This window comes from Streptomyces sp. SirexAA-E (assembly GCF_000177195.2).
In the GTDB taxonomy this organism is placed as follows: domain Bacteria; phylum Actinomycetota; class Actinomycetes; order Streptomycetales; family Streptomycetaceae; genus Streptomyces; species Streptomyces flavovirens.
Map to the genome: position 1 here is coordinate 7353203 of NC_015953.1, position 18851 is coordinate 7372053.

At 70.7% G+C, this 18851-nt stretch carries 16 protein-coding genes and 3 pseudogenes; 12 read left to right on the forward strand and 7 right to left on the reverse strand.

All coding sequences use genetic code 11. The features are described from left to right. Positions 1-3: 3 nt before the first annotated feature. On the forward strand, positions 4-1026 hold the full coding sequence (locus SACTE_RS32220; RefSeq protein ID WP_014050217.1) for a GNAT family N-acetyltransferase: 1023 nt from the start codon (positions 4-6) through the stop codon (positions 1024-1026). A gap of 88 nt (positions 1027-1114) precedes the next feature. Here the strand turns inward: SACTE_RS32220 and SACTE_RS32225 are convergent, their stop codons facing one another. After that, on the reverse strand, positions 1115-1834 hold the full coding sequence (locus tag SACTE_RS32225; RefSeq protein ID WP_014050218.1) for a DinB family protein: 720 nt from the start codon (positions 1832-1834) through the stop codon (positions 1115-1117). Positions 1835-2394: 560 nt separating this feature from the next. Between SACTE_RS32225 and SACTE_RS35305 the strand changes: the two genes are divergently transcribed. After that, positions 2395-2553, forward strand: coding sequence for a hypothetical protein (locus SACTE_RS35305; RefSeq protein ID WP_226995249.1), 159 nt, complete (start codon positions 2395-2397; stop codon positions 2551-2553). 22 nt (positions 2554-2575) lie between these two features. Here SACTE_RS35305 and SACTE_RS35310 read toward each other — a convergent pair. From SACTE_RS35310 to SACTE_RS35650, 3 genes and pseudogenes are all read right to left on the reverse strand, one after another. Continuing rightward, positions 2576-2833: pseudogene (locus tag SACTE_RS35310) on the reverse strand (GNAT family N-acetyltransferase); the annotation flags it as partial. A gap of 141 nt (positions 2834-2974) precedes the next feature. Beyond that, a pseudogene (locus SACTE_RS32235) lies at positions 2975-3533 on the reverse strand (GNAT family N-acetyltransferase). Then, positions 3530-4246, reverse strand: coding sequence for a cupin domain-containing protein (locus SACTE_RS35650; protein ID WP_309251274.1), 717 nt, complete (start codon positions 4244-4246; stop codon positions 3530-3532). Before SACTE_RS35650 ends, SACTE_RS32235 begins: the two are co-directional and overlap by 4 nt. On the opposite strand from SACTE_RS35650, the gene SACTE_RS32245 reads away from it, so the two are divergent. After that, complete coding sequence (locus SACTE_RS32245) at positions 4185-4718, forward strand: DoxX family protein (RefSeq protein WP_014050221.1); 534 nt, start codon at positions 4185-4187, stop codon at positions 4716-4718. The genes SACTE_RS35650 and SACTE_RS32245 overlap by 62 nt on opposite strands. A gap of 528 nt (positions 4719-5246) precedes the next feature. After that, the gene (locus SACTE_RS32250; RefSeq protein ID WP_014050222.1) at positions 5247-6224 is read left to right on the forward strand and encodes a TIGR03557 family F420-dependent LLM class oxidoreductase; all 978 of its coding nucleotides are present in this window, start codon (positions 5247-5249) and stop codon (positions 6222-6224) included. Positions 6225-6382: 158 nt separating this feature from the next. Here SACTE_RS32250 and SACTE_RS35315 read toward each other — a convergent pair whose 3' ends face one another. Next, on the reverse strand, positions 6383-6559 hold the full coding sequence (locus tag SACTE_RS35315; RefSeq protein WP_226995200.1) for a hypothetical protein: 177 nt from the start codon (positions 6557-6559) through the stop codon (positions 6383-6385). 174 nt (positions 6560-6733) lie between these two features. After that, positions 6734-7531: a DeoR/GlpR family DNA-binding transcription regulator gene (locus SACTE_RS32260; RefSeq protein WP_014050223.1), complete on the reverse strand. Its 798-nt coding sequence runs from the start codon at positions 7529-7531 to the stop codon at positions 6734-6736. A 304-nt stretch (positions 7532-7835) separates the two neighbouring features. On the opposite strand from SACTE_RS32260, the gene SACTE_RS32265 reads away from it, so the two are divergent. The 4 genes and pseudogenes from SACTE_RS32265 (at position 7836) to SACTE_RS32280 (ending at position 12383) form a co-directional block, all read left to right on the forward strand. Beyond that, entirely contained in the window at positions 7836-8081 is a 246-nt protein-coding gene (locus SACTE_RS32265; protein ID WP_014050224.1) for a hypothetical protein, read from the forward strand. After that, the gene (locus SACTE_RS32270) at positions 8074-9051 is read left to right on the forward strand and encodes an ROK family protein (protein WP_014050225.1); all 978 of its coding nucleotides are present in this window, start codon (positions 8074-8076) and stop codon (positions 9049-9051) included. The genes SACTE_RS32265 and SACTE_RS32270 overlap by 8 nt, the downstream gene beginning before the upstream one ends. Continuing rightward, positions 9048-9197, forward strand: a pseudogene (locus tag SACTE_RS33845) (sugar kinase); the annotation flags it as partial. The gene SACTE_RS32270 and the pseudogene SACTE_RS33845, both read left to right, overlap by 4 nt. Positions 9198-9899: 702 nt before the next feature. Beyond that, positions 9900-12383, forward strand: coding sequence for an RICIN domain-containing protein (locus SACTE_RS32280; RefSeq protein WP_014050226.1), 2484 nt, complete (start codon positions 9900-9902; stop codon positions 12381-12383). A gap of 137 nt (positions 12384-12520) precedes the next feature. Here the strand turns inward: SACTE_RS32280 and SACTE_RS32285 are convergent, their stop codons facing one another. Then, complete coding sequence (locus SACTE_RS32285; protein WP_014050227.1) at positions 12521-13570, reverse strand: LacI family DNA-binding transcriptional regulator; 1050 nt, start codon at positions 13568-13570, stop codon at positions 12521-12523. 233 nt (positions 13571-13803) lie between these two features. Between SACTE_RS32285 and SACTE_RS32290 the strand changes: the two genes are divergently transcribed. The 4 genes from SACTE_RS32290 to SACTE_RS32305 all read left to right on the forward strand — a co-directional run bounded on the left by SACTE_RS32290 (position 13804) and on the right by SACTE_RS32305 (position 18827). Next, positions 13804-15099 (forward strand): sugar ABC transporter substrate-binding protein, encoded by a 1296-nt coding sequence (locus tag SACTE_RS32290; protein WP_014050228.1) that lies wholly within the window; start codon positions 13804-13806, stop codon positions 15097-15099. A gap of 82 nt (positions 15100-15181) precedes the next feature. Then, positions 15182-16144 (forward strand): sugar ABC transporter permease, encoded by a 963-nt coding sequence (locus SACTE_RS32295; RefSeq protein ID WP_019993702.1) that lies wholly within the window; start codon positions 15182-15184, stop codon positions 16142-16144. Beyond that, complete coding sequence (locus SACTE_RS32300) at positions 16141-17022, forward strand: carbohydrate ABC transporter permease (protein WP_014050230.1); 882 nt, start codon at positions 16141-16143, stop codon at positions 17020-17022. Before SACTE_RS32295 ends, SACTE_RS32300 begins: the two co-directional genes overlap by 4 nt. Next, positions 17019-18827, forward strand: a complete 1809-nt coding sequence (locus tag SACTE_RS32305) for a beta-galactosidase family protein (RefSeq protein ID WP_014050231.1) — start codon at positions 17019-17021, stop codon at positions 18825-18827. The genes SACTE_RS32300 and SACTE_RS32305 overlap by 4 nt, the downstream gene beginning before the upstream one ends. Positions 18828-18851 lie beyond the last annotated feature (24 nt).

The window sequence follows — 18851 nt, forward strand, 5'->3', positions numbered from 1 at the left end:
GGTATGGGCGTGAACGGTGACGACGGCCTTGCGTCGACGGCCCGGATGCCTGGCTACGCCTTCCGGCCGTATCACGGGCACGAAGACCACGGCGCCATGGCCGCTGTACGGCTCGGCTGCGCAGAGCGGGACCGGACCGACGCCCGGTCGATCGTGGAAGGTCTCCCGACGGCAGCGGAGATCGGCGAAGCCACCGCCGAGCTGGACGACCCGTACCGGAACCAGGTTCTGGTGGAGCACAACGGTGGAATCGTCGGTTACTCGACGATCAGGTGGTGGCAGGAGCGGGACGAGACGTGGTTGTACCTGCACCGTGGCTACCTGCTGCCCGAGCACCGCGGTCAGGGCATCGGCTCGGCCATGCTCGACTGGGCGGAAAGCCGCATCCGCCGACTCGTGCATCGGCATGGAACCGCACGGACGGCCGTGCTCGGCGCGAACGCCACGGCCTCTGAGCAGGATGCGACGGCACTGCTGGTCGCCTCTGGATACCGGCGTGTCTTCAGCCTGGTAGAGCTGGAGCTGGCCGATCTCCGACAGCTCCCCGACAGGCCGCTACCGGCCGGCACCCGAGTCGGTGCCATCGCCCCGAGCAGCTACCGCGCCGCCTGGAAGACGGTCGTCGACTCATATGCGGGTGCCGCCTTCACCGAGAGGTGGACGTTCGAGAGCTTCCTCGCCACGGCCGACCCGACCTGCTGGCGGGCCGCCTGGGACGGGGGACACATGGCAGGTGTCGCCCTGTGCTCCATCCGTCGGCAGAATCCCACTGCGGGTGAAGTCGAAGAACTGAGCGTCCGAAGTGGATCGAGGCGCCTGGGACTTGGGCGGGCCCTGTTGCTGGACGGATTGCGATGCCTTCGCGAGCACGGTGCGGAGACCGCCCGCCTGTACACCGGCACCGCGAATCCGCACCGGTCCTACGATCTCTACGAAAGCGTAGGGTTCCGGCGCCGGAACGAGCACGTCCGCTACCGCAAGCCGGTCACCGTCCGACCGACAGAGGCAGCTCCGCAACGGCCTTGACGCAGCGGATCCCCGGAGGCGGAGCCCGCCGGCATTGCCGACTCGGCTGACAGGCGACGGCCCGGTGGACCTCGTGGCGCGCCCCGGCCTACCGGGACGTGGTGAAGCGGGTCCGCCACAGGTCACGGAGCACCGCGATCTCGGCCATGTGGTGAATGAGCTCGAGGTTCTCCCCGGCCAGCACGCCGGCGAACCGGTCGCCGGGGTCCGAGCCGTACGGGTACTGCGAGAAGCCGACCGTGTCGAGCTGCTCCTCGGTGACGGCGGCGACACTGTCGCGCCACCGGTCGACCAGTGCCCAGTACCTTTCGAGCGCCACGGTCGCGGAAGGGGTGAAGTCGACCAGCGATCTCGGTTCCTGCCGGCGTTCACCGAAGGTCCACTCCCATCGGCCCGCGAGCCCGGAGTGCAGGTGCCCCAGCCGCCACGCGATGGTGGTGACCGGCGTTTCGTCGGGCTCCGGCGTGCCGGTGTGGGCGAGGACCTGCTCGACCCGCTCGACGCTCACACTCCAGTCCTCGGCGATCTTGGCGATCGTCATGCCGTCGGCAGCCTGCCGGGCGACCTCGGTGTACTCGCTCGCGGGGATGTCCGCAGCACCCTTGTCGAGCACCCATTCGCCGGGCCCGTACGCCTTGGGCGTGACCGCCTCGCCCCGGCGCCGGATCGACCAGCACCCGGCCACCGGCTCCCACAGGTACTCCTCGTCACCGAGGCCCGCCAGCCGCACCTGGGCCATCTCCCTGGCCTGGTCGAACTGTTCGAGCAGCAGGCCCAGGCGGCCGGTCCGCGCGCCCTCGGTCTCCATGCATGGCCTCTCTTCGCCGTTACGCTTCATGTCTCTTCGTGCCCGGACGGAAGTTAACCGCTCGCCCTGCGGAGCGCGACCGATTTCCTCGGCCTGTCCGGCCTCCGAGTGCCGCGCGCCTGCTTGGCTCACTTCCTCGTGCCGGAGAAGAGTGGTGCGCATGAGTCGGATGGCACCACCGGTCGAGAGCACCGAACACCTGGGCGACCAAGGCCAAGTGCGGGGCGGGCGTCCGGTGCGACCTGACAGCATGGCCGCCCCATGGCCCCACGGCCCCAGGACGCATCGGACCTCGGCGACGTCGTTGTGCGTCGTGCGAGAGAGCCGGAGTCGGACGCTCTGGTGGGGATCGATGCCGTCGCGGTCGAAGGCGACGCCCACCGCCGGGCAGGCATCGGGAAGTGGTGCCGGGACGGCCTGGCGCGGGTGGCGGAGGGCGCGTCCGGCCGGCTCGGCTACTGCGTGGTGGAGCACACCTTCTTGGAACAGGGCTTCGTCACGATGCTGATGGCGGCTCCAGCGGTGCGTGGAGAGAGGTCGGCCGTCGCCTGCTGGACGCGGTGGCGGCCTCCTGCACGAGCCCGAAGCTGCTCACCTCGACCAACGTGTCCGACCAGCCGATGCAGCGACGGCTCCTACGAGCCGGATGGAGCCCGGTGGGGCTGCTGCATGGTCTGGACGAGGGTGACCCCGAGCTGTTCCACCTCTGCGGCCGCTGACCGCGCCGACGCTCCCGAGGCCGTCGGCGGGTGCGTGAAAGCCGACGCCGCCGATCACCCGACCGTCCTCGCGGCGTCGGATCTCGTAGTTGCCGAACGGCCGGGGGTCGCCTGTGTCCGCACAAGCTCTCAGGAGGCGTTCGGCGGCGGACACGTCGCCGTCGGAGGGGTATCCCGGCACCCAGCGGTCACCGCCGTCCGTATCGCCCGCCACCACTCGCTCGGCCTCGCCGACGGACATCGGATGAAGCACGAGCCGCGCTGTCTCAAGATCGCCCATAGCAGGGAGGATCATCACGAGGGGTGATCGGGCCGCACGTGGATTCGTCCGGCCGACTCGTCCGGCCAACCGGGGGCCCCTCTCCGGCGGTTGCGCGCCGGGCCTTGGTCGCGTCTCGCAGCATCGGCGCACCCGCCGGACTCATCGGGACGGCGTGAGCGGGCGCCACACGCCGAACCACTGCTCGGCACCGTACTCCTCGAACCGCTCCACCTCGGTGAACCCCAGCTTCGTCGCGAGGCGCATCGCGCGGTCGTTGGCCGTCCGGGTGCAGAGCACCACCGGCTCGCCGGGAAGCGCGTCGGGGAACCAGTCGAGTGCGGCCGCACAGGCCTCGGCGGCGTACCCGCGACCCCAGGCCTCCGGGAGGAGCATGTAGCCGAGCTCGGCCTCCCCGGCATCCGGACGGACGTGACCCGGACGCTCCGCGTCCCGCCGATCGAGAGTGACCATGCCGATCATCGTGTCGTCGAGGTCGATCACGAACAAGCCAGGGCGCCGTCCGGGGACTTCAGGCACCATGCGTTCGAGCTCAGCTCGTGGGCGGGCGCCACCGAGGTAGGCGCCGACCTCTGCCGATGCGAACAACTCGATGAACGCCGTTCGGTCTCGGGCCTCGCTCGGGCGCAGGACGAGGCGTTCGGTCCGTATCGGGGCGGGGGGGCCAGGCGACGGGTGCGAGTCCGGTCGTGGCGGTCAACCTATCGGAGGCCCCGGATCACACGTGCCGTCCACCCGGGCAGACGGCATTCTCCGCGAACGGATGCAGGGGCTCGTCACCCCTCGGGCAGTTCCACGATCATCAGCGTGCCCCGGCTCCCTGGGGCGGACCGCGTGCGCGGTTCCCGCCGGCACCAAGAACAGCTCGCCCGCCCCCACCGGCACCGGCACGCCGTCCACCTCCGGCTCCAGCCGGCCGTCGAGTACCAGGAGCGCCTCGGTGGTGCCGTGGCACTCCTCCTCGACCGGCGACCCGTCCATGCGCAGCACCTTCTCGCGGGCCGGGTCCACCAGACCCAGCCTCCGGGAACTCCACGCCTCCGGCAGCGCGGCGGCAGTCACCGCAAGATCGATCCCATGCATGGCACACCCCTCCACACGGCCCCGGCCGGTCGAGCCGAACGGGGCCGCACACAAAGAGCAATGGATGCCTCGAAACCTATCCGACCAGGAGGAAGAGGTGGGAGACCGTTCGGTAAAGCCTGGCGCCCGTTCCGCCCCTGGAGTCACGTCCGGCCCACCCGGTACGGCCTCATCGGCTGTCCGGTTCCGCCGGGCGCCGAATGGCGCAGGCCTGGCGGGGCACCCGATGATCCCAGTAGGCCCCACCCCAATCCACGGAGGCAGTGTCATGAGTCTTCTGCGTATCGTCGGCCGCCCGTTCCTCGCTTCGATGTTCATCGCCGGCGGCATGAACTCCGTACGCAGGCCCCAGGACGTGGCCACGGCGGCCGAACCCGTCGTCCGGCCGGTGACCGACCGCGTGGCCGTGCTGCCGGAGCGCACCGAGCAGCTCGTCCGACTCAACGGCGCCGTGCAGGTGGCGGGCGGCGTCCTGCTCGGCCTCGGCCGTTTCCCGCGACTCTCCGCCCTGGCCCTCGCCGCGACGCTGGTCCCCACCACCGTGGCGGGCCACCGCTTCTGGGAGGCGGAGGACGACTCCGACAGGGCCCAGCAGCGCATCCACTTCCTCAAGAACCTGTCGATGCTGGGCGGCCTCCTGATCGCCGCCGACGACACCGGCGGCTCCCCCTCGCTGCTGTGGCGTGGCCGTCACGCCGCACAAGGGGTCCGGCACGACGCCCGCGTCGTGCGCCGCTCGGTGCGGGCCACGGCGCGCTCCGCGGCGGCAGCCGGTGGCGTCCGGTCCAAGCTGGGCGTCTGAGCGCCATGACGCCGTGACCACCTCGCGCCGCCCCCGGCCGGAGGGCGTCCGGACCGCATCGGCCGCACGGACCATCACGTGCCTCTTCCCCCATACGGCCGAAGAGGACGCAGTGCCCGTTTGAGCCGCTGCCCCGGCGAACACCGCACCGGCGGCGGCCCGGGACCGGGTGTGGGAGGCTGGGAAAGCGGCACAAGGCGGCTCCGTGAGGCCACGGGGGACGTCACCGAATCGCAGCTGGCGCTGTGGCCGTGTGCCGGACTGTGCATCCGCCTGTCGGAGCACCCGCTGCGGCCGGCCGGATCCCGTACGCGACCTTCCCCGACCGACGTACGTATCTGCCGATGTACGCACCTGTCGTCGAACGCTGCGGACCCTCCACGCGTGAGCCGTGCCCCGGGTGTCCGATGTGCCGGGTTCGACGGGCCGCACCCCCTGGGCGCGCCGATACGAAAGGGTTGATACCTCCCCGAAAAGCGGGCACGCGTGTGCGGACACGGACCGGAGAAGAACGAGGAGTGGAGAGATATGCAGATCGGGTACAAGCTGGCCGCCGAGGCTTTCGGTCCGGGAGAACTGGTGCGCCAGGCGGTCCTCGCCGAGCGCGCCGGATTCGATTTCGTGGAGATCAGCGACCACTACCATCCGTGGTTGGACAACCAGGGGCACTCGCCCTTCGCCTGGACGGTGCTGGGATCCATCGCGGCGCGCACCGAACGGATCGGGCTGGCCACCGGCGTGACGTGTCCGACGGTGCGCTACCACCCCGCGATCATCGCCCAGGCGGCCGCCACCCTCGCCCTTCTGTCGGACGGACGGTTCACCCTCGGCCTGGGATCCGGCGAGCGACTCAACGAGCACGTCGTCGGCCGGGGCTTCCCCGACGCCGTCAGCACCCGGCAGGCCATGCTGCGGGAGGCCCTGGAGATCATCAGGCTCCTGTGGAGCGGCGGCTACCAGTCGTACGAGGGCAAGTACCTCCACCTCTCGGACGCCCGTGTCTTCGATCTGCCCGACTCCCTTCCCCTCCTCGCCGTGGCCGCCGGAGGCCGTGACGCGGCGGCACTCGCCGCCGAGCTCGGCGACGGGCTGTTCGCCACCGAGGACAGGGCCGAGCTGGTCCGGCACTACCGGGAGGCCGGCGGTACCGGGCCCCGGTACGCCGAGGTCCCCGTCGCCTGGGCGCCCGACGAGGAGAGCGCCGCGCAAGCCGTTCTGGAGACCTCCCGGTGGGCGCTCACCGGATGGAAGGTGATGAGCGAGCTGCCCAATCCGGTGAACTTCGACGCGGCCACCTCCACGGTCCGGCTGGAAGACGTCAAGGAGAAGTTCGCCTGCGGACCCGACGCAGCCCCGTACGTCGACGCCGTGCAGAGCTACGTCGACGCCGGGTTCGACCGGCTCGTCATGCAGAACGCGGGCCCTGACCCGGACGGCTTCATCGACTTCTACACCCGTGAGCTCGACACACGTCTGCGCGCCCTCAAGCCCCGGCAGGCCGGGTGACGGCGACGCCGCGAGCCACCGGCCTGCCGTGCTGCACGGCAGGCCGGGGCCTGTCCACGACTATCCGTCGGAGGTCTCCAGTCCGGGGGCGGAGGTGAAGGCCATGGATCCGTCTGCCGGCCCCGGATCCGTCTCGTCCTGAGAGGCGGCCGCCACGATCACGCCGCCATCTGGTCGCCGAGCGGAACCTCCGGTTTGTGTCGCTCCTTCTCGGTGTCCTCGTCGGAGTTGCACAACACCACGGAGAGGCTGGTGCGTTGGGCCGCGTCCTCGAAGCCGAGGGCGAGTGAGCTGAAGAACGGGTTCTCCATGTCCGGGGGGATCAGCGCTGTCACATGGGACTGCTGCTTGCGCAGCGAGCGCGCCATCCGGTTGGGGGCGGAACCGAGCGCCCTGGCGGCCTGCCGCGCGGACAGGGCACGCCCAGGTGCTCCCGGCCGCCCGATGCCCGCGAAGTAGCGGCCTCAGGACTCCGCCCCGGCGCCGAGGCCTGGCCGATCGGCGGACGTTCAGACGGTGATCACCTTGATGCCGATGTCGTGGAGACGGGCGACCATGTCGGCGGGCACGGCCGAATCGGTGACGATGACGTCGATGCCGTCGAGCCCGCAGATACGGGCGAAGGCCCGTTTCCCCATCTTCGACGAGTCGGTGACCACGACGACACGCTGAGCGCGCTCGGCGAACAGCCTGCTGATACTCGCCTCGTCCTCCTGATGGGCCATCACACCGAGCTGGGGGTCGAGCCCGTCGATCCCGAGGACGGCGACGTCCAGCACGACCTCCTTCAGCACACCCGCCGTCAAGGGGCCCACCAGCTCGTACGACTGGGGCCGGGCCACGCCGCCGGTGACCACGATCTTGATCTGGGGCCGCACGGCAAGCTCACCCGCGATGTTGAGCGCGTTGGTGACGACGGTCAGAGCGGGAGCAGTGGCCTCGACCGTGCCGCGGCGCCCTCCACCCGCCCGCAGTGCCAGCGAGCGGGCCACCTCGGTGGTGGTCGTCCCGCCGTTGAGGCCCACGACGTTTCCGTCACCGACGAGTTCGGCGGCGGCCGCGGCGATGCGCTGCTTCTCGGAGGCGTGCCGGGAGGACTTGTACCGCAGCGGCAGTTCGTAGGAGACGCCGTGCGAGATGGCTCCGCCGCGCGTCCGGACGAGCATCTTCTGTTCCGCGAGTTCGTCGAAGTCGCGCCGGACGGTCGCGGGGGAGACCCGCAGGGTCGCGGCGGTCTCGTCGACATCCAGCCTGCCCTCGGCCGCCAGCAGCTCCAGCAGCGCGTTCCACCGCTCATGTTTGGACATGTGTCGGAGCTCCTTGACCTCGATCCACGCACGTGAGTGCCGCCAGGTGCGCCCGTCGCGCTCTCCGCCGGACCGTCTCACTGACGAATGGGGAGCGTAACGCGTGAACGGGAAGATCCGCAGCGCCGGGCTCCCCGACGGCAGGCCGCCCTCACCCGGGCCCCGGACGCCAGGCTGCCCTCCCTCGCCTTTCACGCAAGAATAATGCTTGAATGTGCTCGAAATGAGCGGCTAGTGTGCCACTTCACTCATTGCGTGCCCGGGTCTTCCTGCCATGCGCCCGTCCCCCCAAGGAGCTCTTCCCATGTCCGACGCAGCGCCGCCCCGCACCGCCGTCGAGATCACCTCCCAACCGGACACCTGGCCGCGGGCCCGGGGCTCCCTCGGCCGCATCGCCGAAGTCCTGCCCCTCGGTGCCGTGGACGAGGCGGCCGGGGCGTATCCGGCCACGGAGTACCGGCACGGCACCAGCGGCGTCACCGGGCCGGGCCGCGCGGCGGGGGCGTTCGACCCGACCCGCTGCGACAGTCCCGGGAACCACCATGCCTGACGACTTCGTGGGCGACTGCGTCATCGCGCTGGACGTGGGCGGGACGGCAATGAAGGGTGCTCTGCTCGACCGCGAGCTGAAGCCGCTGAGGACCGTACGCAGGGCGACGCCCCGCCGGTCGGGCCCGGACGCGGTGATCGCCGAGACCGCTGCCGTGCTGCGCGACCTCCACAGGAGTGCCGCCACGCGCGAGCTGACCGTGCACGGCGCCGGAGTGGTCGTGCCGGGCGTCGTCGACGAGGAGAACCGGACGGCCGTCTACTCGGCCAACCTCGGCTGGCGCGATCTGCCGCTCGCCGCCCTGATCGAGGACGCCTCGGGCCTTCCCGTCTCGCTCGGCCACGACGTCCGGGCCGGGGGAGCCGCCGAATGCCGGCTCGGTGCGGCCAGGGGTGCGCGGGACGTCTGGTTCGTGCCCGTCGGTACCGGCATATCCGCGGCCGTCTTCTGTGACGGGCGCCCGGTCCGCGCCCACGGCTACGCGGGCGAGCTCGGCCACGTCGTCGTCGAGCCCGACGGCGAGCCGTGCTCCTGCGGCGCCCGGGGCTGCCTGGAGACGGTCGCCTCGGCCGCGGCGATCGCCGCCACCTACAGCGCGCGCTCCGGGCGCCATGTCGACGGCGCCGCCAAGGTCGCGGCGCTGCTCGCGCGGGACGACCCCGACGCCCGGGCCGTGTGGGACCGGGCCGTCGACGCCCTGGCCACCGCGTTCGCCACCGTTACGGCCCTGCTCGCGCCCGAGGTCGTCGTGCTCGGCGGCGGGCTCGCCGAAGCCGGCGCTCTGCTGCTCGATCCGCTGCGCGCCTCCCTCGCGCGGCGGCTCACGTTCCAGCGGAGACCCGAGCTGGTCCCCGCCGCGCTCGGTGACATGGCGGGATGCCTGGGCGCCGGACTCGCCGCGTGGCGGACCGCGGACGGGGCGATGCCCCTGGGGAGTCCTCCACCGGAGCGGCCGGAGGCCGCGTCATGATCCTCACCGTTACGCTCAACGCGGCCCTGGACGTCACCTGCAATGTCGACGCCCTGGTTCCGTACGGATCGCACCGGGTCGACAGGCCGTTCTCGCGAGCGGGAGGCAAGGGCGTCGAGGCGGCCCGAGTCCTGTCGGCACTCGGGGCCCCCGCCGCCGTGCCCTGCCCCCTGGCCGGCGACTTCGACGTCGGCCTCCACGAGCAGTTCCGTACGTCCGTTGCCGAGAAGTGAGCTCCTGCCCCCCCACTGACCAGCTCAGGAGACCCGCGTACGCCGCAACCGTGGGCGCCGACGCCTTCGGGGCCGTACGACCGAGGCGCGTCGCACGGAACGGCGTGCCGTGGCCGTCGACGCCGGGGCGGAGAGCGCCGGACCGCCGGTCACCTCAAGGCCGGTGATGCGCACCCCACCGCTCCGGCGGCCCCCTCGCCGCCGACGGCCCGCAGATTACTTCCCTACCTCAGTCGCACACGAGAACAGAACGCAACACGTCAACGGTCATGCTTGAAGAAGAAATTTTGTCAGACTCTTCGCGCATTATATTGCACTCACCCCTTGTTTTGCCGGTCGAAGACGCCGTACCTTCAGCTGTCCGACGAGCCCGGCGCGGCACGACGAGGACGAAGAGGCTGCACCCCGTACGCCCCTGGGAAGACGGGGCGGCACCGCGGAGGGCGCCGGGCCGTGCCCTCCGCCCCCGAATCCCCGGACCGGGTCTCCGCCCGCACCGCACCTCGCCCCCTCGGCGGTCCGGACGCCCGCGCCCGGGCATCCCGTGCCGCGGGAGGTGCCCCCCATGGGCCCCCGCCTCACCCGGCTGCGGCTCCACCAAGAAACGGAGTATCCGTGACAACCCTGAAGAACAGGCTGGTCGGCGCGCTCGCCACCACGGCTCTGGCTGCGGCCGGCGTCGGCCAACTGTCAGCCCTACCCGCGTCGGCGGCCTCGCCCGACGCCACCTACACCGTGTCCGTCGGGTCGAAGGGGCCCTGGACCCATCCGGACGACACCCCGGCCGCCGGTTACGTCGACAAGGACGGCACGTTCTACTTCCAGCAGGCCCACGCCCTCTACGGTGCGCAGGACTCCCGCACATGGGAATTCTTCACCGGTACGAACTTCGACACGGCCACCCGCTCCGCCGCGATCAGTGACGCGGTCGATCCCGCGAACTCCAACGACCGCAACAACGACACCACGTGGCGCTGCAACAACAGCCCCACCGGCCTCGAGTCCACCCAGCCGCCGACCGATTCGAGCTACGCGCACAAGAACTACTGCGACCTCGCGGGTGTCTGGGTCGACCCCGACACCGGCGACTGGTACGGCCTGGTGCACAACGAGTTCAGCCCGCAGCCCTTCGGCGACGGAGTCCACTACGACGGCATCGACTACGCCGTCTCCAAGGACCAGGGCCGCACCTGGGCGATCAAGGACCATGTGATCACCTCGCCCTACAGCACCGAGCGGGGCGACACCGCGGCCTTCCCGCAGCAGACCTACCACTACGGCGACGGGGACCCACGCCTGTTCGCGGACACCGCCTCGGGCTACTTCTACGCCTTCTACGGTTCGCGGGTCGTCGACAAGAACGGCGGATGGAAGGCCTTCCACGCCCATGTGGCCCGCGCCCCGATGTCGGGCAAGATGGCGCCCGGCACCTGGCAGAAGTGGTACGACGGCGCCTGGTCCGAACCCGGTACCGGCGGCCGCGAGAGCAACATGGTGCCCGTCGGGTCGTCCGACACCACGGGGTACACCCCGGTGTCGGGTGAGTACGACCCGCTCAACAGCGGCACGGTGAGCCAGCAGGTCGAGGCCGGGAAGATGCCCCCGACGTCGCCCCTGTTCGTCATGGACATCACCTACAACGCGCACCTGGGCCTGTACATCGGCCAGCCCCAGGCGGTGGACCAGAGCGGGTCGGCACCGCAGCAGATCTACGCCACCGACAACCTCGCCGAGCAGAAGTGGTTCCTTCTCGGGGACACCGGCACCCACACCAACGCCTCGTGGTACCGCTGGTTCCTCGACGGAGTGAACAGGACGAGTTCCGGGATCGTCGGAAAGAACTTCCGCTCCTACTGTTCCTTCGGCTGCTCGGGCGGCTCCTCCGGCGAGTACACGAACCTCACCGTCAACACCTCCGAGGCCGCCGCGCCCCTCGACACCACCAAGGCCTACCGGATCTCCTCCGCCGGCGGCCGCGTCCTGGCCCAGGCCTCCGGCGGCTCGGCCACCACCTCCCTGGCGTCGGCCACCGGCTCCGGCCGCGAGTCGTGGGTCTTCACCCCCAACGGCGACGGCTCGCACCGCATCACCAACGCCGAGACCGGACAACTGCTCGGCGTCCCCTCCACATCCACCACCGCCCGTGCCTGGGGCACCGAGCCCACGGTGACCGCGGTCGGCTCCGGCGGCCCCGGCGTCGGACAGCAGTGGTTCGTCATCCCCGGAGTCTCGGCCTCCGACGGCGGCGCCACCGGTTCGTACAAGATCGTCAATCGGTACAGCGGCCTCGTCATCGGGATGTCCGGTACCCCCGGCCGGCTCGCCGAGACCACCCCGACCCGCAGCTGGACCGACACCACCGGCAATTCCGTCGGTGGCTCGCGTACCGCGGGCGAGCAGCTCCTGACCCTCACGCCCACCGGCCCCGCGCCGAAACAGGTCACGGTGGTCCAGCCCGGTGACCAGGCCGCAACCGTCGGCAAGGCAGTCAGCCTGCAGATCGACGGCACCGACTCCGCCGGGAAGCCGCTGACCTACACCGCCGCCGGTCTGCCGGCCGGCCTCTCGATCAGCGCCGGGGGCCTCGTCTCCGGGACACCCACCGCCCCCGGGCGGTACGCCGTCACGGTCACCGCCTCCTCCGGTACGACCAGCGGATCGGCCTCCTTCACATGGTCGGTGGCTCCCGTCCTCACCGGCACCCACACGCTCGTCGCCGGCGGCAAGGCGCTCGACGGTCCCGACCACAGCACCACCCCGGGCGCCCAGCTCATCACCTGGAGCCCGAGCGGTGGCGCCAACCAGGACTGGACGTTCACCCAGCAGCCCGACGGCTCCTACCGGATCGCAAACGCCGAGTCCGGCCTCTGCGCCGACGTCGACGGGGGCTCCACCGCGGCGGGCGCCGAGGTGATCCAGTGGACCTGCACGGAAGGCGTCAATCAGCGCTGGACCGTCGCCCCGCGGGCGAACGGCACCTATGCCCTCGCGTCCGTCGGCGGCGGACTCCTCATGACCACCGGCTCCTCCACCGACGGAGCCCGGGTGACCCAGCAGGCCGACACCGGCTCACCGCTCCAGGAGTGGACGATCAACTGATCGAGCCGCTCACAGCGCCACACACGGCTGAACGCCGGGGCCCCGGCCACTGCTCCCGGACCCCCGGCGTTCGGCCGCGCCGAGCGGGCTTGCCGCGAAACGGCGTGCGGAAAGGGCCGGCAACACCTCACGAGCCGTCAGCTGCTGCCCTCGGCACGCTCGCCCACGGGGGCGGTGCTGGCGCGGACGACGAGCTTCGGCTCGACGGAGGCGGGCTCACGCGCCGCTCCCGGATCGTTGATGTGCCGCAGCAGATGGCTGACCGCGAGCGCCCCCATCTCCTCGAAGGGCTGAGCCACCGTGGTGAGCGACGGCGAGCAGTACTCGGCCAGCGCGATGTCGTCGACACCGATGACGGAGATGTCCTGCGGGACCCGCCGCCCCAGCTCGTGCAGGGCCCGGATCACGCCGAACGCCATCTCGTCACTCGCGGCGAACACCGCGGTCACTTCCGGGATGCGGCCCAGGATCAGGCCGTTGCGGTAGCCGGAGGAGGGCGACCAGTCGCCCTTCAGGATCGGCGGAACGGTACGGCCCTGCGCTTCCAGCGTCTCGCGCCAGCCGTCGATCCTGTTGACGGCGTCGAGCCACTCGCCGGGGCCCGACACGTGCCAGACCGTCTCATGGCCGAGGTCGAGCAGATGCCGTGTGGCGAGCCGGGCCGCCTGCGACTGGTCGATCGCCACGACCTCCGAAGCGGGCGTGCGCGATCCGTCGACGGTCACGGTGGGCAGCGAACCGGTCAGCTGCTCGATGCGCGGGCTCACGTGGATCAGCGGGATGGCGAGGATGATGCCGTCGACGCTCTGGTCGGCCAGCCGCGACAGCGCCGCCTCGACGGCTGAGGTGTCCAGCGACGCGGTGGAGGCGATGGAGACCGAGTACCCGGCCGCACGCGCGGCGTTCTCGATGCCGAAGGTCAGGTTGAGGCGTGAGTAGAACGCCGTCTGCAGGTTGACGACGCCGATCGTCCGGCTGCGCCCCGACGACAGGATCTGGGCCGCGCTGTTCTTGCGGTAACCGAGCCGGTCCACGGCGGCGAGCACGCGCGCACGGGTCTCCGCACGCACGTTGGCATGGCCGGAGAGCACCCGCGAGACGGTCTGCGGCGAGACTCCCGCCGCCTGCGCCACGTCGGTCATGCCCGGCGGCTTCCTGGCCTCCGCCTCGCCCATGGCTGTGCCCATGCGTCCTGCCTCCTCCCGCTGGATGTCTGGGCGAATGATAGCGCCACCATGCGCCGTGCCATGCGGTGCAACAAAACTGTTTTGAACTGTTGGCATCGATAACATTCTCTGCCATAGTTCCGGCCATGAACGCGAGGACGACGGCCTGGGCCGCCCTCGTTGCGGAGCGATCACGCAGCTGACCCCCCGACGTCTTCAGGGGTCCGGCCTGCCCACGCACACAAGGAGGGGCCATGAAGGCATCCCGTACCCATGCCGCCGGAACAGCTGCGGTCGCAGCTCTCGCGCTGGCGCTCACCGGCTGCTCGTCGGCCGGGGAGGGCTCCGGCAGCGGTTCGTCGAAGGAGCTCACGTTCTGGGGCTGGTCGCCCGGTTACGCCGACGCGGTCAAGGCGTTCAACAAGACCCACCCCGACATCCAGGTCACCTACCAGGAGGTGCAGCCCGGCGCCAAGGGCGGGTACCAGAAGATGCTGAACGCGGTCCAGGCCGGCAACGCGCCCTGCCTGGCCCAGGTCGGGTACGAGACCCTCTCGAGCTTCGCCGCCCAAGGCGCCCTCCAGGACGTGCGGAAGCAGGCCGAGGGGGCCGAGCGGGACTTCCAGCCGGCCGCCTGGCAGTCGGTCAGCCTGGGGGGCGCCGTCTACGGGGCGCCGGTCGACACCGCCCCGATGGCGCTGTTCTACAACAAGAAGGTCTACGACTCACTCGGGCTGAAGCCGCCGGCCACCTGGGACGAGTACAAGGAGCAGGCGAAGAGGATCCACGCGTCCGACCCGGACCGCTACATCTCCTCGCCCTACCTGAACTACGACTACGCGGGCATGTCCTGGCAGGCGGGCGCCAGTTGGTTCGGGGTCAAGGACGACTCGTGGAAGGTCGACCTCGCCTCAGCGGCCAACCAGAAGGTGGCCGGCTACTGGCAGGGCCTCGTGGACGAGGGTCTGATCAGTGGCGCCCCCATGTACGACCAGGCGTGGTACGCGGGAATTGGCAGCGGTAACATCGCGACCGTCGTCGGCGCCGTCTGGCAGGCCGGCGTGATCAAGGGCGGCGCGAAGGACGGCGCGGGGGACTGGGCCGTCGCCCCGATGCCGCAGTGGAAGGCCGGGGAGAAGGCCGTGGGCAACGCGGGCGGCTCGGCCACCGCCGTCCTCAAGGGCTGCGGATCCACCGAGGCGGCGTGGACGTTCGCCCACTGGCTCGGCACCGACCGCACCGCCTACGGCGACCTGGTCACCAAGGCGTCGCTGTACCCGGCCGCCGTCGGACTGCTCGACCTGCCGCAACTCCAGGTGAAGGACGCCTACTTCGGAGGGCAGCCGATCTACGACGTCTTCGCCGAAGCGGCTCCCGAGGTCACACCCGGTTGGACCTGGGGCCCGATCATGACCAAGACCACCACCGACCTGGACGACGCACTGAGCAAGGCCTGGGCCGGCAAGGGCACCCTCGCGAACGCGCTGGTGACCACCCGGGCGAAGACGGTCACCGAGCTGAAGAACCAGGGCTTGAAGGTCGCCGAGTAGCCACACACCGCAAACGGCGGCCGCGTCAGGACGAGCCGGCCGGCCGCCGGTCCCCGCACAGCCCCGAATGGGAAGAGAACCCGTGAGACCAACCGGTACGGCGGAGCAGACCGCCGCAGCACCGAAGCGCGCCGCACCGCCCGGCAGGCGGCGCGGACGCGAAACGGCACTCGGCCTACGCACCCTGCTGCTGTTCGGCGGCCCGTTCGCCGTCCTCTTCGCAGCGATGTACATCGCCCCGCTCCTCTACGCGACCGTGAGCAGCCTCTTCGTCGTCAAGCGGTCCGGTCTCGGCCTGGCCCCGCCGACCAGGGAGTTCGAACCGCTGCACAATTTCGCGCAGGCCTTCGGCGACCACGACTTCCTCGGCGCCCTCGCACGCGTGGGACTCTTCGCCGTCGTCCAGGTACCGCTCATGCTCGGCGTCGCCCTGGGCCTCGCCCTGCTCCTGGACTCCAGGTCGGCCCGGGCCAAGGGCTTCTTCCGTCTCGGTGCCTTCCTGCCCTACGCCATCCCGGGCGTCAGCGCGGCCCTGGTCTGGTCCTTCATGTACTCCTCCGAGTCCAGCCCGATCAACCATCTGCTGGAACCGCTCGGCGTGCGGATCCCGTTCTTCGCGGACGGCGCGGTCCTGTGGTCCGTGGCGAACATCGTCACGTGGAGCTGGACCGGCTACAACATGATCATCATCTACAGCGCGCTGCAGACGATCCCCGCCGAGGTCCTGGAAGCCGCCAAGATGGACGGCGCGTCCGCGCTGCGGATCGCGTGGAGCGTCAAGATCCCCGCCGTACGCAGCTCCCTCGTCCTGACCACCGTGTTCTCCATCATCGGCTCCGCGCAGCTGTTCAACGAACCCGCGGTGCTGCAGCCCATCTCCGGCGGCGCCATCTCCTCGGCCTTCACCCCGATCATGTCCGCCCAGGCAGCCGTCGCCGCCGGCAACTACCCGTACGCCGCGGCGCAGTCCGTCGTGCTGGCCCTCACGGTGGGCGTTCTGTCCTTCGTCTTCTTCAAGCTGACCAGCCGGGGTGAGAACGCATGACCGCCGCCGACATACCGGACACCTCCCGCCCCGGAGCCGGGCGGGAGACGACCATGGCGAGCCGCGCCGTCACGCTGTCCCTCCTACTGGTCTCCACGGTCTACTTCCTCTTCCCGCTGTGGTGGCTGCTGGTCTCCGTCACCAAGCCCTTCGGACGGCAGTTCAGCGGCAACGGGCTGTGGTTCGACGGTTTCGGCCTCTTCGAGAACATCAGCCGGCTGACCGAGCAGAACGACGGCATCTTCTGGCGCTGGATGCTCAACAGCGTCCTCTACTGCGGCATCGGCGCACTCGCGGGCACCCTGCTGTCCGCCATGGCCGGCTATCTCCTGGCCAAATACCGCTTCCGTGGCAGGAACGCGCTGTTCGGCACGGTGCTCGCCGCCGTCCTGATCCCGAAGATCCTCTTCACGCTCCCGCTGTACCTGATGTTCTCCGGCATCGGCCTGATCGACAACCCGCTCGCGGTGCTGCTCCCGAGCATCGTCAGCCCCTTCGGGGTCTACCTCGCACGCATCTTCGCCGCCCAGTCCGTGCCGGACGAGGTCATCGAGGCCGGCCGCCTGGACGGGGCGAGCGAATTCCGCATCTTCCGCACGGTCGCCCTGCCCATGATGCTGCCCGCCCTGGTGACGATCTTCCTCTTCCAGTTCGTCGACATCTGGAACAACTACCTGCTGCCCGCCATGGTTCTCAGCGACGACCGGCTCCAGCCCGTCACCGTCGGCCTCGTCGGCTGGAACGCCAGCCACGGCGTCGCCGTACCGGCACCGCTCGTCGTCATCGGCTCGCTGGTCTCCGTCGTCCCCCTGATCGTGGCCTTCGTCGCCCTCCAGCGTTTCTGGCGCGCGGGAATGACCGCGGGGGCCGTCAAATGACCCCCACCCCGCAGGCCCTGCTGACCTACTCAGAGGGCACGTTGCTACGGGCCGGCCGCCCGCACCAGGTCCTCGCCGGTACCCTGCACTACTTCCGCGTCCACCCCGATCAGTGGCACGACAGGCTGGAACGCCTGGCGGCCATGGGCCTGAACACGGTGGACACCTACATCGCCTGGAACTTCCACGAACGGCGCACGGGGGAGCACCGCTTCGACGGCTGGCGGGACATCGAGCGCTTCGTGCGCACGGCCCAGCGGACCGGCCTCGACGTGATCGTCCGGCCCGGCCCCTACATCTGCGCCGAGTGGGACAACGGCGGCCTGCCCGCCTGGCTCACCGACCGCCCCGGCATGCGGCCACGTTCGTCGTACGCCCCCTACCTGGACGAGGTCGCCCGCTGGTTCGACGTCCTCATCCCCAGGATCGCCGACCTCCAGGCGGCACGCGGCGGCCCCGTCGTCGCCGTCCAGGTGGAGAACGAGTACGGAAGCTACGGCGACGACCACGCCTACATGCGGTGGGTGCACGACGCCCTCGCCGGACGGGGCGTCACCGAGCTGCTCTACACCGCCGACGGACCCACCGAGCTGATGCTCGACGGAGGCAGCCTGCCGGGCGTCCTCGCCACCGCCACTCTCGGGTCCCGCGCCGACCAGGCCGCACAACTGCTGCGCACGCGCCGGAGCGGTGAGCCGTTCCTGTGCGCGGAATTCTGGAACGGATGGTTCGACCACTGGGGCGAGAAGCACCACACCCGCTCCGTGGGGAGCGCCGCCGCGGCCCTGGACGAGATCCTCGCCAAGGGCGGCTCGGTCAGCCTCTACCCCGCGCACGGCGGCACCAACTTCGGTCTCTGGGCGGGCGCCAACCATGCGGACGGCGCGCTCCAGCCCACCGTCACCAGCTACGACTCGGACGCACCGATCGCGGAACACGGCGCTCCCACCCCCAAGTTCCACGCCTTCCGCGACAGACTGCTGGCCGCCACGGGCGCCGCTGAGCGTGAACTGCCCCGCTCACGACCCCTCCTGGCCCCCCGCTCGCTGCCCCTGACCCGGGGGGCCCGACTGCTCACGGCTCTGGAAGCCGTCTCCGACACCGTCGCCTCACCCCACCCCCTGTCCTTCGGACAGCTCGGCCAGTCCTCCGGGCTCGTCCTCTACCGTGCCCACCCCGTGCTCCCGCCCGGAGCGAGCGAGCTGACCGTGACCGGCCTGCACGACCGGGCGCAGGTCTTCGTCGACGGCGCCGCCGTCGGCGTGCTGGAACGCGAGACCGCCTCACTGACCGTGGAGGGCACCGGGCGGGCGGTCCGCCTGGAGCTCCTGGTGGAGAACCAAGGCCGCATCAACTACGGGCCGCTCCTGGGACAGGGCAAGGGCATCCTCGGCGGGGTGCGCGTCGAGCGCCGGCTGGTCCACCACTGGACGATGCGCTCCCTGCCGCTCGACGAATGGACGGCCGACGACCTCGCACGGGCGACGGCGGCCGTGGGGGAGGCGGCACCCTTGGGGGAGGCGGCATCCGGCTTCGCCACCGCGCAGTTCGACGCGGAGGGGAGCGGCGACACCTTCCTGGCCTTCCCGGGCTCCGGCAAGGGTTTCGTATGGATCAACGACTTCCTGCTCGGGCGGTACTGGAACATCGGCCCCCAGACCACGCTCTATGTGCCGGCGCCCCTCGTCACCCCCGGCGCCAACCGCCTGACCCTGCTCGAACTGGAAGGCTTCGGCGACCACGTGGAGCTCCGCACCGGCCCGGAGCTGGGCCCGCCCGAGGAGTACATCGAGACCTTCTCCTGACCACCCGGAAGGGACGCCCCGCCG